The sequence below is a fragment of the Photobacterium sp. WH77 genome (assembly GCF_022014395.1).
In the GTDB taxonomy this organism is placed as follows: domain Bacteria; phylum Pseudomonadota; class Gammaproteobacteria; order Enterobacterales; family Vibrionaceae; genus Photobacterium; species Photobacterium arenosum.
This window is the reverse complement of sequence record NZ_JAKLTE010000001.1, coordinates 390,885-406,333: the sequence shown is the minus strand read 5'-3', so window position 1 is coordinate 406,333 and position 15,449 is coordinate 390,885. Positions and strand designations below refer to the sequence as shown.

Sequence of the window (15,449 nt, the reverse complement as noted above, 5' to 3'; positions counted from 1 at the left end):
AAGCTGGCAGCGGCAGAAACGACAAAGGCCAGCATAATGCTGGCCTTTAAGGTATATGACTCAGAGGTTAACCGGTCAGATCATCAAAGAACTTTTTCACGCCGTCGAAGAAACCTTCCGAACGTGGCTTGTGCTTTTTGGCATCAGAGCCCGCCAGCGTGTTCTCAAACTCCTGCAACAGTTCTTTCTGGCGAGTGCTCAGGTTCACCGGTGTTTCAACCACCAGCTTACAGATCAGATCGCCAACTGCACCGCCACGGACAGACTTCACGCCTTTACCGCGCATACGGAACATGCGTCCGGTCTGCGTTTCCGTCGGTACTTTCAGGCTGACACGACCGTCGAGTGTCGGTACTTCCACTTCGCCGCCCAGTGCCGCCATGGTAAAGCTGACCGGCACTTCGCAGTACAGGTTGTTGCCATCGCGCTCGAAAATCGCGTGCTGCTGCACATGCACCTGTACGTAGAGATCCCCGGCTGGTGCGCCGAATTCTCCGGCTTCACCTTCACCGGTCAGGCGAATACGATCGCCCGTATCCACACCGGCAGGAATCTTCACCGACAAGGTTTTGGTTTCCTGAACCCGGCCCTGACCATGACACTTACCGCAAGGATCAGAAATGATCTTGCCGCGGCCATGACAGTGAGGACAGGTTTGCTGTACCGCGAAGAAGCCCTGACGCATCTGCACCTGGCCAGCACCGTGACACGTTCCGCAGGTCGTTGGCGAGGAACCTTTCTTCGCCCCTGAACCTTCGCAGGTATCACAGTTTACCAGGGTTGGAACGCGAATTTCCTTGCTGCAGCCGCGTACCGCTTCCTCCAGCGTCAGCTCCATGTTGTAGCGTAAATCGGCGCCGCGCTGAGCACGATGCTGACCACCACCACGACGGCCACCGCCACCAAAGATATCGCCGAACACATCACCAAAGATGTCGCTGAAATCTGCACCGCCGCCGAAGCCGCCGCCACCGCCCATACCGCCTTGTTCAAAGGCTGCATGGCCATACTGGTCGTAGGCCGCTTTCTTCTGAGGATCGGTCAGAATTTCATAGGCGGTTTTCACTTCTTTGAACTTGTCCGCCGCTGTTTCATCGCCCGGATTACGGTCCGGGTGGTACTTCATCGCCAGACGTTTATAAGCCTTTTTGATGTCACGCTCATTGGCGTCACGGCCTACGCCTAACACTTCGTAAAAATCACGTTTTGACATAATTAAACTGTCACCTGCTTATACAGCTACGGGCGTAAGAGTAACCCCAAACGCCCGTGCCCAAATAAGATTATGAGATCACACTCTTATTTTTTATCGTCTTTTACTTCTTCGAACTCGGCGTCTACAACATCGTCGTCTTTCGACTGAGTCTGCTCACCGCTGTCCGCTTGCTGGGCCTGAGCTTGCTGCTGGGCAATTTCCATCAGCTTCTGAGAAGCCGCGATCAGCGCCTGTACTTTGGCATCAATCGCTTCTTTATCTTCGCCTTTACGTGCTTCTTCCAGTTCAGAAACCGCGGCTTCGATCTTCTCTTTCTCATCCGCAGGCAGTGCGTCGCCCGCTTCTTCGATTTGCTTACGGGTACCGTGTACCAGCTGGTCAGCCTGGTTACGGGCAGAGACTAACTCTTCGAACTTCTTGTCCGCTTCTTTGTTAGCTTCTGCTTCCTGTACCATTTTCTCGATTTCGTCGTCGCTCAGACCGCCAGATGCCTGGATAGTGATCTTCTGCTCTTTACCTGTGCTCTTGTCTTTTGCAGACACGTGCAGGATACCGTCAGCATCCAGGTCAAAGATAACTTCAATCTGAGGCATACCGCGAGGTGCTGCCTGAATACCTTCCAGGTTGAACTGACCCAGGGACTTGTTAAAGTTCGCCTGCTTACGCTCACCCTGCAGCACATGGATGGTTACCGCGTTCTGGTTGTCTTCTGCTGTCGAGAACACTTGCTCCGCTTTGGTCGGAATCGTGGTGTTCTTCTCGATCAGCTTGGTCATCACACCGCCCATGGTTTCGATACCTAGAGACAGCGGGGTCACGTCCAGCAGCAGAACGTCTTTAACTTCACCGGCCAGTACACCACCCTGAACCGCAGCACCTACGGCAACGGCTTCGTCCGGGTTGACGTCTTTACGTGCTTCTTTGCCGAAGAACTCAGCCACTTTGGCCTGAACCATAGGCATACGCGTCTGACCACCCACCAGGATAACGTCAGTGATTTCGCCTACAGACAGGTCGGCGTCAGCCAGTGCCACTTTCATTGGCTCCAGAGAACGCTGTACCAGATCTTCAACCAGTGACTCCAGCTTGGCACGGGTCACTTTGATGTTCATGTGCTTAGGACCTGTCGCATCTGCAGTGATGTACGGCAGGTTCACGTCAGTCTGCTGAGCAGAAGACAGCTCAATTTTCGCTTTTTCTGCCGCTTCTTTCAGACGCTGCATCGCCAGTGGATCTTTACGCAGATCGATGGCCTGATCTTTCTTGAATTCGTCAACCAGATAGTTGATCAGACGGTTATCAAAGTCTTCACCACCCAGGTGTGTGTCACCGTTGGTTGCCAGTACTTCAAACGTCTTCTCGCCTTCAACTTCATCAATCTCGATGATAGAGATATCGAAGGTACCACCACCCAGGTCGTATACCGCGATAGTGCGGTCACCGCCTTGCTTGTCCAGGCCATAAGCCAGAGCAGCAGCAGTCGGTTCGTTGATGATACGCTTCACTTCCAGACCCGCGATGCGGCCGGCATCTTTGGTAGCCTGACGCTGAGCATCGTTGAAGTAGGCAGGAACAGTGATTACTGCGCCTGTCACTTTCTCGCCCAGGTAGTCTTCAGCGGTTTTCTTCATTTTCTTCAGCACTTCTGCTGAAACCTGAGGCGCGGCCATTTTCTGACCTTTCGCTTCCACCCAAGCGTCACCGTTGTCTGCTTTCACAATTTTGAAAGGCATGATTTCGATGTCGCGCTGTACTTCTTCGTCTTCGAAGCGGCGACCAATCAGACGCTTGATTGCATACAGGGTATTTTCTGGGTTTGTCACCGCCTGACGTTTCGCAGGCTGACCGACCAGTGTTTCGCCATCCTGTGTATAAGCGATGATAGAAGGCGTAGTGCGATCACCCTCTGCGTTCTCAATAACGCGTGGCTTATCACCATCCAGTACAGCTACACATGAGTTGGTTGTACCCAAGTCAATACCAATGATTTTACCCATCTGGCTTTCTCCGAAATTCGTTGGTTTACTGGCTTCGTTCTGCGTAATGCAGAATCGAGCATGGGGGCCAAGGCCCTCAATTAATTCAATTACGCTATCGTATGACTACTAAATAAGGCCATCAGAGACCTTTTCAAGGGGCAGGTCGAAAAAAAATGTAAAAAATAAAAACCCACCAGAGTGGGCTTTCATCACTCGGCCTGCCCGTCAGGCACATCAGGCCTGAGTGTCGACATTGCTGCCAGGTGCAGCCTTAGCGACCATCACCATAGCCGGACGAACCACACGGCCGTTCAGCTCATACCCTTTCTGCAGCACCATCATTACGGTGTTAGGCGCATGCTCTGCGCTTTCCTGCATCGACATCGCCTGGTGGAATTCCGGGTTGAACGCTTCACCCATAGGGTTGATCGCTTTCAGACCGAATTTCTCTACCGTGTCCGTCATGGTTTTCAGGGTCAGCTCAATGCCTTCCAGCATTGGCTTTAATGTCTCGTCGGTTTTATCAGCCAGTTCCAGCGCACGCTCCATGTTGTCGATCACAGGCAGCAGTTCACCGGCAAATTTTTCCAGCGCAAACTTACGGGCTTTGTCGATTTCCTGCTCGGTACGACGGCGCATATTCTCAATATCCGCGCGGGCACGCAGTACTGAATCCTGCTGCTCTTTCACTTTGGCTTCACTGACAGCCAGCGCGGCTTCCAGTTCTTCAATACGGGACAGTGCCAACTCGTCCAGCGTCAGCTCTTCCGCGTTGTCTGCGGCCGCTACAGCGCCTGCTGCTTCCGCCTGCGCCTGCTGCAGTTCTTCTTCGTTCAACACTTCGTCTTTCTTGCTCATGCTTTCGCTACTCCGCTAAGCTCAAAAAGGGTGATATGCATGGCCGATAAGTTACGCAAGGCGCAACTTGCCGGCCACTATTAAAACGTGATGGGCATATTATGGGGATGAAGTTCAACGATTCAACCCGATATCGACGACAAAGGGCGACATTTCCTTATTGCTAAGGCTATACTGGCCCCATTCTTACCCGTTGGATCAAGGACATGACGCGCCCTTTTGAAATCATCGCCCTGGTTGGCAAGCCGAGAAATCCTGACGCGCTTCACACCCACACCAGCCTTTACACCTGGCTGACCGCCAAAGGCTACCAGGTACTGGTTGATCATCGTCTAGCCCATGATCTGGATGTGCCCGCTGAAGCGCTGTGCGATTTGCTCACCATAGGTGACCGCGCCAGCCTGGCGATTGTCGTCGGGGGGGACGGTAACATGTTAGGCGCCGCACGGGTACTCTCGCGCTTTGATATCTCGGTGATCGGCGTTAACCGCGGTAATCTGGGCTTCCTGACTGATTTAGATCCGGACAACTTCGAGCAGGAGCTGGAAAAGGTGCTGGACGGCGAGTTCGTCACCGAACAGCGCTTCCTGCTGGAAGCCGAAGTTCACCGTCATGGCCAGATAAAAAGCCGCAACACCGCACTCAATGAAGCCGTACTGCACCCGGACAAAATCGCCCATATGATTGAATTCGAGGTCTATATCGATGAAAGCTTTGCGTTTTCGCAGCGCTCCGACGGCCTGATCATCGCCACTCCAACCGGTTCCACGGCCTATTCGCTGTCCGGTGGCGGCCCGATTCTCTCGCCGAGCCTCAACGCCATCACACTGGTGCCTATGTTTCCCCATACGCTGTCATGCCGCCCGCTGGTGGTGGACGGCAACCGCAGGATCAAGCTGATTGTCCCTGACGACGGACGCACACTGGAAGTGAGCTGCGACGGACAGGTGTCGCTGCCCGTAAGCCCGGGTGATGAAATTCACATCTATCAAAGCCCGGATCACCTGCAGCTGATCCACCCGAAAAGCTACAGCTACTACAACATACTGCGCGGCAAGTTAGGCTGGTCGAGCAAACTGTTCTGAAGTCATCCTCATTTTCCGTTATTCAAGCCAGCCCTGCGCTGGCTTTTTTCATGTCAGCAGAAACTTAACCTTAATCACAATTTTCACCATAAATCCGTTTTCCACCACTTTACTGTATGTAGATACAGTATATACTGTGCAAATAAACAGGTGTTGATTTAGACAGGTGAACACAGATGCTGGCACACATGACGATCTCTAATTTTGCAATTGTCAAAAATCTCGAGTTTGAAATGAAATCTGGGATGACAACCATCACAGGTGAAACCGGTGCAGGTAAATCTATAGCGATTGATGCCCTTGGCTTATGCCTGGGCGACCGTGCTGAAGCCAGCATGGTCCGCCCCGGTGAAGACAAAGCAGAAATTCACGCAACCTTCTCGCTGCGCAACAATCAGGCTGCCCGCCGCTGGCTGGAAGACAACGAGCTGATTGAAGGCGACGAGTGTATCCTTCGCCGTGTGGTGACCAAAGAAGGCCGCTCCCGTGGCTTCATCAATGGCAGCCCGGTGCCCGCCTCTCAGCAAAAAGCGCTGGGCCAGCTGCTGATCAACATCCATGGTCAGCATGCACACCAGTTGCTGATGCGCCCGGAGCACCAGCAGGAAATGCTGGACAATTATGCCGGTCACCATGCTCTGATGGAAAAAGTCAGCAGTGACTATCAGGCCTGGCGACATGCCAAAAACGAGCTGAACCGCCTGAGCCAGAGCCGCGCCGATAACGAGGCGCAAAAGCAGCTGATCCAGTATCAGGTCAAAGAGCTTAATGATCTGGCGCTGGGCGAAGACGAATTTGCTGAGATCGAAGAAGAGCACAAGCGCCTGTCCAATTCCGGCGATCTCGCGCTCACCAGCCAGCATGCCCTCGCCTTGCTGTACGAAGGAGATGAGGTCAATGCACTGCAGCTACTACAGCAAGCCAGTCAGCAAGTACTTGAGCTGGGCGAAATGGACAGCAAGCTCAGCACCCTGGCCCCGATGCTGGAAGAAGCCATTATTCAGGTACAGGAAGCCAGCCAGGAGCTGCGCGGCTATATGGATGATCTGGATATGGACCCGCAGCGTCTGGTCTATCTGGAAGAACGCCTGGCGAAAATCATGTCGCTGGCCCGTAAACACTATGTGATGCCTGCTGAGCTGTGGCAGAAACATCAGGAGTTGCTGCTGGAGCTTGACAACCTGGACGGCAGCGACGAAAAACTCGATGCCCTGGCCGATGCCGTGGAAGCCAAACGCATGAGCTTTCTCGACAGCGCGGAAAAGCTGAGCAAAAGCCGCCAGCGTTACGCCAAAGAGCTCAACAAGAAAATCTCGCACAGCATGCATGAGCTGAGCATGGAGAAAGCGATTTTCCAGATTGATATCCACAGCGATCCGGAACGTATGCTGACCCCGCTGGGTTTCGACACCATTACCTTCATGGTCTCTACCAACCCGGGCCAGCCGCTGCAGCCACTGGGCAAAGTCGCCTCGGGCGGTGAACTGTCACGTATTTCTCTGGCCATCCAGGTGATCACAGCCCAGAAAGTGGAAACACCCAGCCTGATTTTCGATGAAGTGGATGTCGGTATCAGTGGCCCGACGGCTGCGATTGTGGGGCGTATGCTGCGCACACTGGGCACATCGACGCAGGTGATCTGTGTGACCCACTTGCCGCAGGTCGCCGGTTGCGGGCATCAGCAGATGTTCGTTGCTAAAAAGACCGCCAAGGGCCAGACCGAAACCCAGATGAAAGCGCTGGATGAAAGCTCACGGATCAGCGAACTGGCCCGCCTGCTGGGCGGCAGTGAGATCACAGAGCGCACGCTGGCCAATGCCAAGGAATTGCTGGTAGCAGCATAATCCGGCACAGAAAGTTGGCGGTTAATCGCACCACTGATGCAACTTTCTGACCATTCCAGCGTCTGAACTCCCGCTTAATCTTTGCATTATGCGGGCGTTACCCGTCGAGTGCTTTTACTTCTGCCACTAACTTGCTTATCATCACAAGCAGAACTGATTATTTTGCCGGGATGCTATGAACTGGAAAACTTTTGCCGCGTTAGCGTTGAGCGTCAGCCTGCTGGGCGGCTGCTCTTTGGTTGAACGCTTGGTCTACCGTATTGATATCAATCAGGGCAACTATCTTGATGAAAAAGATATCGATAACCTCAGATACGGCATGAATCAGGAACAGGTGCGTTATGTGCTTGGCTCGCCGATGCTGGTAGAGCCTGAATACCCGAACACCTGGTATTATGTGTTCTATCACAAACCGGGCCACGATGAGCCGGAACAAAAAGATCTGGTTTTAACCTTTGATCAAAACCGCTTGCTGACCCGCATGACAGGGGATTATCAGCCAGGGCCGAATTTCAACGACCCGTTAAATTAAGCGGTGAAACCTGCAGATTCAGCGCCAGAACACAAAAAAGCTCGCCAAGGCGAGCTTTTCTTTTTCTTATCCGGCTGTAAATCCGACAGTAAATTGAACTGTGGCGGCACATGAAGCGCTTTTAAGAGGCCGCATCAGGGCTCAGCTCTGCTGTCCTACTCGTCTGTTGCGTCTGTCGCGTCTGGCGCATCGGATTCCGGCGCAGCGTCGCCTTTGGCTTTCTTGGCTGCCAGGGCTTCCTGCTTGGCCTGCTCGGCGCGCTTGCGGCGGATCTCTTTCGGATCGGCCAGCAAGGGGCGATAAATCTCTATCCGATCCCCTTCATGCACTCGGGCATCCAGCTTCACCGTACGGCTGAACACCCCGACCTTGTTCTTTTTCAGGTCGATCTCAGGATACATCTCCAGCACCCCGGAGCGTTCAATGATCTCCTGTACGGGCGTATCCGGGGTAATCGCCAGCTTGATCACCCGCTGAGTATTAGGCAGCGCGTACACCACCTCAACATGGATCAGATTATTCTGCTCAGAGCTCATAAACTTCCCTGGCCCTCTGGGTAAAGGCATTCACCATGTTGCTGGTCAGCTCATGAAACACCTTGCCAAACACAGCTTCCACCAGCGCATTGGTGAATTCAAAATCCAGCTTCAGCTCCACTTTACAGGCATCGGTATCCAGCTCGGTAAAGTGCCAGCCACCCACCAGTTTACGGAACGGCCCTTCCACCAGCTGCATGCTGATCTTATGAATGCCTTCTAACTGATTACGAGTCACAAAGGTTTTTTTGATCCCAGCCTTGGAAACGTCTACTGCCGCCATCATATGTTCAGTAGAGCTTTCCAGAATTTTGGTGCCAGAGCATCCCGGCAAAAACGCCGGATAAGACTCAACATCGTTCACCAGGTCAAACATTTGCTTGGCACTGAACGGGACCAGTGCAGAGCGACTGATTTGAGGCATAGTTTCTCCTTAACCCAATATCGCTGGTAATGATACCATTAGTCGGCGATCTGCCAAAGATTCAGTGATAGTGTGTCTCCATGGCCTATTGCCTCTGGGAAAAACGTTCCCCTAACAACTTGAATCCGTATAATAAGAAGCTATGGCAAAGAAAAAACCAAACAAGCCGGGCAGCAACACCATTGCGCTGAATAAGTCTGCCCGCCATGAATTTTCGATTCATGATGAATATGAAGCCGGCATTTCGCTCCAGGGTTGGGAAGTGAAGTCCCTGCGTGCGGGTAAAGCCAACATTTCCGAAAGCTATGTGTTTATCCGGAACGGCGAGGCGTTTCTTTCCGGTGCCACCTTCACACCGCTGAATGCGGCCTCAACCCACGTGGTGGCTGAGCCGACCCGTGTGCGTAAACTGCTGTTAAATCGCCGCGAACTGGACCGCTTAACCGGAGCGGTGAACCGCGACGGTGAAACTATTGTGGCACTTTCCATGTACTGGAAGGGTTCATGGGTTAAACTTAAGTTAGGTACCGCGAGAGGTAAAAAGCTTCACGATAAACGTTCAGACGCCAAAGACCGCGACTGGCAGCGCGATAAAGCGCGAATCATGAAGCACAGTTCGCGGTAGTCATTGACCTGGCAGAATTTTCTGCTACTATTGAACACCTCACTGGGGCTGATTCAGGATTCGACAGGATCAAGAAGGCCCGTGGAGCATGCAGAGGTGCGGTTTGCCTCTTTAAAAAGCCGCAAAAAAATAGTCGCAAACGACGAAAACTACGCACTAGCAGCTTAATAACCTGCTCAGAGCCTGCCCTCCCTAGCCTTAGCTCGTAGGACGGGGAATCAGGGCAGTCAAACCCAAACGAGATCGCGTGGAAGCTTTGACCTGGGAGCGGAAGCGTTAAATTTAATTCAGGTGTGTCTCAGCATAGCGTGTTTGTTCGCAGTGCTTTGGCGAGATTAAAGACAAACTAAGCATGTAGCGCCATTGGTTAGACTGATTTTGGACGCGGGTTCAACTCCCGCCAGCTCCACCAAATCGTATACGAAGACATCTTCGGATGTCACAAAGCCCGCTAAGGTCCTGACCTAGCGGGCTTTTTGTTTTTGGGATGTTAATAGACTGACCTCACACAGTATTTAACATACACCCAAAAAATAAAAATCAGCTCCCTTCAGCAAATTCCTTCCAGCTCATCTAACTCGCTGCTTTCTTTCGTGAGTGTGATTCTCTGCCGTAACATCCCGGATGGCGAACCCGTAGCACTCATCCCAAAGACGTTAGGATCACCAAACACAATCAATGAATCTTTTGCACGAGATACAGCCACGTTCAGCATATTTGACCCAGCATCATAAAACTTACCGCTATCTTTATCGTTTTCCCCATAAACACTAGAAAACAATACAATGAAACGCTCGTCGCCTTGCAAACTATGTACTGTGCCCACGGTAATATTTTCTATCGAATGCTTTGTCAGCTCAGAGCGTATAAGTGCCGCTTGCTTGCTAAACGGCGTAATGATTCCAACGGCTTTGGACAGTACTTCAGCATCAGTCTTATCCTTCAATTTCTCATCTTGCTGCCTGGCATACTCGACAATTTTTTTGCTCTGAGACGACAACCAATCGGCAATGGCTTGGGCTTCACCAGGGTTCCCACGGCTGCCACCATACGAGCGAGAAGCAGATACGACAGGTTCCATAGTCATCGTTCCCCAGGGAACGTCGTGCTTTGCATTTCCTCTTAATGGTTCAAGCACTCCTTGATAAACAAGATCGTTACAGTAACCCACAATGTCATTAAAACAGCGACGGTGTTCCGTCAGATATAAACCGCGCTGGAGCTGCTCAATTTGATGATAGCGACACTGTCTTTGGGCCACTCGCATCACATTACCACTGCTTACCAGCAAACCACTGTCCAGCCAGCTTTCGTAATCAGCGTCATCGCCGAGCAACCCATATAAAGCTAAGTTTGATCTGTCTACACCTGCAGGAATACTCCAGACAGGCTCAATTTGGTCGGTATCACCGACAATCAGTGCCTTTTTCGCTAAAGCAAAACTTGCTGCTGATACATCCGGCAATGCCTGACCTGCCTCATCGACAATCAGTAAATCAATTTCTTCCAACTGAGGAAGATCCTGCCAGACATTATCCTTGTACTCTCCGGCCATAAAGGTGCTCGGGACCATATAGAAAGTGGATACAAAGCAAGGTGTTAACTTTGCGTAGCGACGAAGCTTACGTAATAGCTTGAAGGGTGATTTCTTATCTGCATCATTCGACTCGACAAAAGACTTCGTTTCTTTCAACCAACGTGCTTCAAAGTAGTGTGTCGCTAATTTGAACAAACGAAAACGGTAATAGCGGTCATTCAGCTCCTGTACCTGTTCCGGTTTCGTTTTACTGAACAGTTTCAAATGCTTCGCGGGTGCCATCCAGCACTCTAGCCTGCCCTGTTGCGTTAAAAAGTGGTCTAACGCTTTTTCCGCAGCCAGCAACTCTTTTTGCAAGCCGCTCGTTTGAGTCGCAATTTGAGTCATCTGCTGATTGATATACGATTCAACCTGATCATCCGAGCTGACCTCAATATGTCTGTCCCACTGATTGAGCAACCTCGCCGTTTTACGTTCTTCTTGCTTTCGTATATGAGGGAGCCAGATGAAACAACGGACCCACCAAGAACGTGATTCCCAAAGGCCATATAATTCATCTAACCGTTGCTTCTCTTGTTGATAGGCCTTTGCTTGCTCTTCTAATGCGACCTTGTTTTCCGTAATCGTTTCTCGTAAACCATCTAAAGAGCCGTATTTATTATCGATGAGACTTAATGCAGACTGCCAGTTTTCCAGAAAGTCGAAGCCCTGAGAAATTTGTTTTTTCACAATCAACATTTCACGGTGGAGTGCCTTCAAGGCATCATCCACCGACTGACATTCACTTTGCTGCCATTGGCCGACTTGATTCAAAAAGTGTGACTGCGCTTCTGTGATAAAGGTTTGTGTTTGCCATGCCTCCATACAGCCTTCCCCTTTCGGGCCTGCATAACGGTAGGGATTTTTTGAGTTCGCTTTGGCGCTTGAACAGAAATACAAACCATAGCTGTCGACTTCAGGCAACCATCGCCCCTTTAATGATTCATCCAGACCATCTTCATCAATGCGGGCAAAGCTTTCTAGTATGTTGGTCACAGCCTGATTGTTATGTGAGGTCGCGACGATGAGCGGCGGTTCAGACTGATTTAACGCAGCCTGCGTCCATAGGTTGGCAACCACTGAACGTAGGAGAGTTGTTTTCCCTGTTCCCGGAGGCCCATTAACAGCCAGCACCTCACCATCAACTTGTTCAATAAAATGATGCAATGCATTGCGTTGTTTTACAGAAAGCGGAAACTCACCTGACATTTGCCCAAGGTGCTGTTGCGCTAGACTGACTGAATCTTGCTTGTTCTCAAAGGTTGAAAGCCTGGCATTCTTTCGCTCACTATAAGCCTGATAAAGTTTTGGGTAGTGTTTTCTATCGATCAGAAAATCCAGCACCTTCAGTAAATTAGCTTTTGCGCCAACAACTGGCGTATCAAGCTGAAATAAGCACTGAGCGCTTTGCGAAAAGTCATCTGAAACCAGAATCTCTGCGACTTGAGTCGATGCTTGCTCAGCTGAAGGTTCCCGAAAAGGTGTTCCTGTTGCGTGACACAACAGCCTTGCACAATAAGCCGTTAACTGTGGCCAATCTTCAACCCCCTCAAACGGGTGTTGCGTGAAAAATTCATCGATTTTCGCCATTTCAGTAAACGGCTCCGTTGATTCCTCCGAAGGCCCAATCCAGATGCGAGGGATCCAAGGAGCTTTTTTTGTGGGTTGAAGTGTGCCGTCACGGTGCAAATTAGCAAACACGACCAAAGGCAGCAGCACCGTCCGTTTTCGCTGATCATGAGCCCCCCCTTGGTATTTGAGATAATCAACACGAGGGAAAATCACAATTTCAGACTGCTGCAAGGGTTCCTTGTTTTTCCCCTGCCTTGCATCCAGAATTTGTGCCGCCAAATTCGGATTGATTCGTCCCTGCTGCCAAATCGATTGGTCGAATGCCAGATACGCATCTTTGGGATCTTGTTTCTTGTCCGGCCCCAACACCGGAAGAATATCCTTGTCTTCTGGGCACAGCCTGTCGGCATCGATAAGTGATTGGCGAAAGTAACGGCTGATTTGCGTGTGATATTGGCTCATCCCTGATCCTTCTCGTTTGAATCTCATTGTGTCAATCGATCCCTAAGGGCTGTTTTGGCAAGAATTTTTACGCGCCAGCTTCTTATAAATCCATCCAATAATCAACAGATCTCATAGCCGATCATGAGTGACACATCTCTGATTCCTGTTCCGGAACAATCAAACACACTAAAAAGCACCACACTCAATCTGTTATCCAAACCATGATGCATACTTTGCACTCCCTATCAGACACCGCCGGAATCCTTCTGTATAATCGCCGGCAGTTTAACTTTGGCTAGTTCCGAGATTCTTCATGACCAACAATAATTTCTCTCAAACCGCGGCTTTTATCTGGTCGGTGGCTGACCTGCTTCGCGGTGATTTCAAACAATCTCAATATGGACGGGTCATCCTGCCATTTACACTGCTGCGTCGTCTGGAGTGTGTACTGGAGAGCAGTAAAGACGCGGTGGTTACCGAATATCAGCGTATTCAACCGATGAAACTGCCGGAAGAAGCGCAGGAAAAATTCCTGCTGCGTGCAACGCAAACGCCGCAAAACGCGGATGGTCTGGCTTTCTTTAATACCTCGCCAATGGATCTTGGCAAGATGGGCCAGACCAACATCAAGTCGAATCTGGAAAAGTATATTCAGTCCTTCTCGAAAGACGCGCGCGAGATTTTTGAGCACTTTAAGTTTGATGAGTTTGTGGGTTTGCTGGAAGACGCCAACCTGCTGTACAAAATTGTGAAGAAATTTGCGACCACCGACCTCAGCCCAAAGACCATTTCGAACCATGACATGGGCCTGGTGTTTGAAGAACTGATCCGTCGCTTCGCAGAATCTTCCAATGAAACGGCAGGTGAGCACTTTACCCCGCGGGATATCGTGCGCCTCACCACCTCACTGGTGTTTATGGAAGACGATGAAGCCCTGACCAAAGATGGCATTATCCGCACCATTTACGACCCGACAGCAGGAACCGGTGGCTTCTTATCCTCCGGGATGGAATATGTACATGAGTTAAACCCAAATGCCGTGATGCGTGCCTTTGGGCAGGAGCTGAACCCGGAATCTTACGCGATATGTAAAGCCGATATGCTGATCAAAGGGCAAGATGTCAGCCGTATCAAGCTGGGCAACACGCTGTCGAACGACCAACTACCTGCTGACGCATTTGATTACATGCTGTCAAACCCACCGTTTGGGGTTGACTGGAAAAAGATTGAAGATGAAATCAAAGCAGAACATCTGCAGAAAAGCTTTGATGGTCGCTTCGGGCCGGGCTTACCACGAGTTTCCGACGGATCGCTGCTGTTTTTGATGCATCTGATCAGCAAAATGCGTGACAAAAAGACCACTGATAACCAAGTGGTTGATGGCGGTCGTATCGGCATTATCCTGAACGGCTCTCCGCTCTTTACCGGCGGGGCCGGCAGTGGTGAAAGTGAAATTCGTCGTTATATTCTGGAAGCCGACCTGCTGGAAGCCATTGTCGCGCTGCCGACCGACATGTTCTACAACACAGGCATTGCGACTTATGTTTGGGTGCTGACCAATAAGAAAGCTCCTGAACGTAAAGGCAAAGTACAACTGATCAATGGTGCCAACTTAAGCAGTAAAATGCGTAAATCGCTTGGCTCAAAGCGTCACTTCCTGACTGACGATGAAATCCGTGCAATCACCAAGAACTTTGGTGAGTTTGTTGAAACCGACACCCTGACCGAAAGTGGCAAGCCACTAACCGCTAAGATTTTTGATACGCACGAGTTTGGCTACCGTCGCCTAACCATTGAGCGCCCGCTACGTCTGTCAGCACAAATCACCGATGAAGCGGTGGAGTCACTGCGCTTTGCGCCTAAGCCATTTAACGGTGTGATGCAGGCTGTTTTTGAGCAGTTTGGCACTGAATGGACAAAAGACACATACGGCACACTGATTGACGTAGAAGCCGAAGTACGTGCGTTAATCAAAGCTGATTTTCCTGAGCTGAAAGAAAAGCAAATCAAAGATGTGCTGGACAGTAAACTGTGGTTAAGCCAGAAAGCCCTGATGGATGCGGCGAAAGCCCTGCAAGTTGCCGTTGGTGAAAAACTTGGTGGAAAGGCGCAACAATCAGACGACTTTAACCAGTTTGAACTGACCCTCAAAGGTGCGTTCAAGGCTACTGGCATCAAGTTCGACGCTAAGCAGAAGAAACAGTTTACTGATGCGATCACCTGGAAGAACCAAGACGCCGAGCCTGTTATCAAAAAAGTGCTGAAAGAAGACGCACAGCCGCTTTACGGAGCTTTTGACTACAAAGGCAAAGTGGTTGAGTTCCAACAAGATGGCGACCTGCGTGATAACGAGAACGTACCACTTGACCCAAGCGTAAACACATCAACGCTTATCGAAAGCTACTTCAAGCGTGAAGTGCAGCCACATGTTGCGGATGCGTGGATAAATGCTGATAAGCGCGATGACAAAGACAATGAGATTGGAGCAGTGGGTTATGAAATTCCATTTAACCGTCATTTCTATGTGTATCAACCACCGCGTGCGCTGGAAGCGATTGATGCCGATTTGGATGCGGTCAGTGCCGACATTATGAAGCTTTTAAGTGAGGTACACTCATGATCCGCATGTTCTCGCTAATTGCTTCTTTCAGTGCAATGGCGTGGTTTTGTAAACATTTAAACTTGACTAAAAATAACGGCGTGGTCAATAATGGACCTAACACGCCCACCAAGCCTATGCTTCGCATGCTCAAATTGT

General features: G+C 50.7%; 11 protein-coding genes and 1 other RNA gene. 6 read left to right on the top strand and 6 right to left on the bottom strand.

Translation table 11 applies throughout. The annotated features are described in order from the left end of the window. Nucleotides 1-67: 67 nt before the first annotated feature. From dnaJ to grpE, 3 genes are all read right to left on the bottom strand, one after another. The gene (gene dnaJ, locus L6J37_RS01725; protein WP_192016947.1) at nt 68-1,213 is read right to left on the bottom strand and encodes a molecular chaperone DnaJ; all 1,146 of its coding nucleotides are present in this window, start codon (nt 1,211-1,213) and stop codon (nt 68-70) included. A gap of 86 nt (nt 1,214-1,299) precedes the next feature. After that, nucleotides 1,300-3,213 carry a molecular chaperone DnaK gene (gene dnaK / locus L6J37_RS01720; RefSeq protein WP_192016946.1) on the bottom strand — a complete coding sequence of 638 codons (1,914 nt, stop codon included), beginning with the start codon at nt 3,211-3,213 and terminating at the stop codon, nt 1,300-1,302. A 216-nt stretch (nt 3,214-3,429) separates the two neighbouring features. Further along, nucleotides 3,430-4,053: a nucleotide exchange factor GrpE gene (gene grpE, locus L6J37_RS01715; protein WP_237793919.1), complete on the bottom strand. Its 624-nt coding sequence runs from the start codon at nt 4,051-4,053 to the stop codon at nt 3,430-3,432. A gap of 206 nt (nt 4,054-4,259) precedes the next feature. Between grpE and nadK the strand changes: the two genes are divergently transcribed. The 3 genes from nadK to bamE all read left to right on the top strand — a co-directional run bounded on the left by nadK (nt 4,260) and on the right by bamE (nt 7,514). Beyond that, nucleotides 4,260-5,138, top strand: coding sequence for an NAD(+) kinase (nadK, locus tag L6J37_RS01710; protein WP_027252999.1), 879 nt, complete (start codon nt 4,260-4,262; stop codon nt 5,136-5,138). Nucleotides 5,139-5,314: 176 nt separating this feature from the next. Beyond that, nucleotides 5,315-6,982 (top strand): DNA repair protein RecN, encoded by a 1,668-nt coding sequence (gene recN, locus L6J37_RS01705; protein WP_237793918.1) that lies wholly within the window; start codon nt 5,315-5,317, stop codon nt 6,980-6,982. Nucleotides 6,983-7,157: 175 nt separating this feature from the next. Then, complete coding sequence (gene bamE, locus L6J37_RS01700) at nt 7,158-7,514, top strand: outer membrane protein assembly factor BamE (RefSeq protein WP_218382732.1); 357 nt, start codon at nt 7,158-7,160, stop codon at nt 7,512-7,514. 155 nt (nt 7,515-7,669) lie between these two features. On the opposite strand, the gene L6J37_RS01695 is transcribed toward bamE, so the two are convergent. Both L6J37_RS01695 and L6J37_RS01690 read right to left on the bottom strand, forming a co-directional pair. Further along, the gene (locus L6J37_RS01695) at nt 7,670-8,050 is read right to left on the bottom strand and encodes an RnfH family protein (protein ID WP_237793917.1); all 381 of its coding nucleotides are present in this window, start codon (nt 8,048-8,050) and stop codon (nt 7,670-7,672) included. Continuing rightward, nucleotides 8,040-8,474: an SRPBCC family protein gene (locus tag L6J37_RS01690; RefSeq protein ID WP_192016943.1), complete on the bottom strand. Its 435-nt coding sequence runs from the start codon at nt 8,472-8,474 to the stop codon at nt 8,040-8,042. Before L6J37_RS01690 ends, L6J37_RS01695 begins: the two co-directional genes overlap by 11 nt. Nucleotides 8,475-8,616: 142 nt before the next feature. On the opposite strand from L6J37_RS01690, the gene smpB reads away from it, so the two are divergent. After that, entirely contained in the window at nt 8,617-9,099 is a 483-nt protein-coding gene (smpB, locus tag L6J37_RS01685) for an SsrA-binding protein SmpB (RefSeq protein WP_192016942.1), read from the top strand. A 44-nt stretch (nt 9,100-9,143) separates the two neighbouring features. After that, nucleotides 9,144-9,511, top strand: a transfer-messenger RNA (tmRNA) gene (gene ssrA / locus L6J37_RS01680). 138 nt (nt 9,512-9,649) lie between these two features. Here the strand turns inward: ssrA and L6J37_RS01675 are convergent. Continuing rightward, nucleotides 9,650-12,709 carry an AAA domain-containing protein gene (locus L6J37_RS01675; protein WP_237793916.1) on the bottom strand — a complete coding sequence of 1,020 codons (3,060 nt, stop codon included), beginning with the start codon at nt 12,707-12,709 and terminating at the stop codon, nt 9,650-9,652. Between the two features lie 295 nt (nt 12,710-13,004). On the opposite strand from L6J37_RS01675, the gene L6J37_RS01670 reads away from it, so the two are divergent. Further along, a complete protein-coding gene (locus tag L6J37_RS01670; protein WP_237793915.1) occupies nt 13,005-15,311 on the top strand; it encodes a type I restriction-modification system subunit M in 2,307 nt (768 codons plus the stop codon). Nucleotides 15,312-15,449 lie beyond the last annotated feature (138 nt).

What these genes read in the sequence shown, in the direction of transcription:
- dnaJ (WP_192016947.1), bottom strand. Translation starts at nt 1,213, where the DNA reads ATGTCAAAACGTGATTTTTACGAAGTGTTAGGCGTAGGCCGTGACGCC.
- dnaK (WP_192016946.1), bottom strand. Translation starts at nt 3,213, where the DNA reads ATGGGTAAAATCATTGGTATTGACTTGGGTACAACCAACTCATGTGTA.
- grpE (WP_237793919.1), bottom strand. Translation starts at nt 4,053, where the DNA reads ATGAGCAAGAAAGACGAAGTGTTGAACGAAGAAGAACTGCAGCAGGCG.
- nadK (WP_027252999.1), top strand. Translation starts at nt 4,260, where the DNA reads ATGACGCGCCCTTTTGAAATCATCGCCCTGGTTGGCAAGCCGAGAAAT.
- recN (WP_237793918.1), top strand. Translation starts at nt 5,315, where the DNA reads ATGCTGGCACACATGACGATCTCTAATTTTGCAATTGTCAAAAATCTC.
- bamE (WP_218382732.1), top strand. Translation starts at nt 7,158, where the DNA reads ATGAACTGGAAAACTTTTGCCGCGTTAGCGTTGAGCGTCAGCCTGCTG.
- L6J37_RS01695 (WP_237793917.1), bottom strand. Translation starts at nt 8,050, where the DNA reads ATGAGCTCTGAGCAGAATAATCTGATCCATGTTGAGGTGGTGTACGCG.
- L6J37_RS01690 (WP_192016943.1), bottom strand. Translation starts at nt 8,474, where the DNA reads ATGCCTCAAATCAGTCGCTCTGCACTGGTCCCGTTCAGTGCCAAGCAA.
- smpB (WP_192016942.1), top strand. Translation starts at nt 8,617, where the DNA reads ATGGCAAAGAAAAAACCAAACAAGCCGGGCAGCAACACCATTGCGCTG.
- L6J37_RS01675 (WP_237793916.1), bottom strand. Translation starts at nt 12,709, where the DNA reads ATGAGCCAATATCACACGCAAATCAGCCGTTACTTTCGCCAATCACTT.
- L6J37_RS01670 (WP_237793915.1), top strand. Translation starts at nt 13,005, where the DNA reads ATGACCAACAATAATTTCTCTCAAACCGCGGCTTTTATCTGGTCGGTG.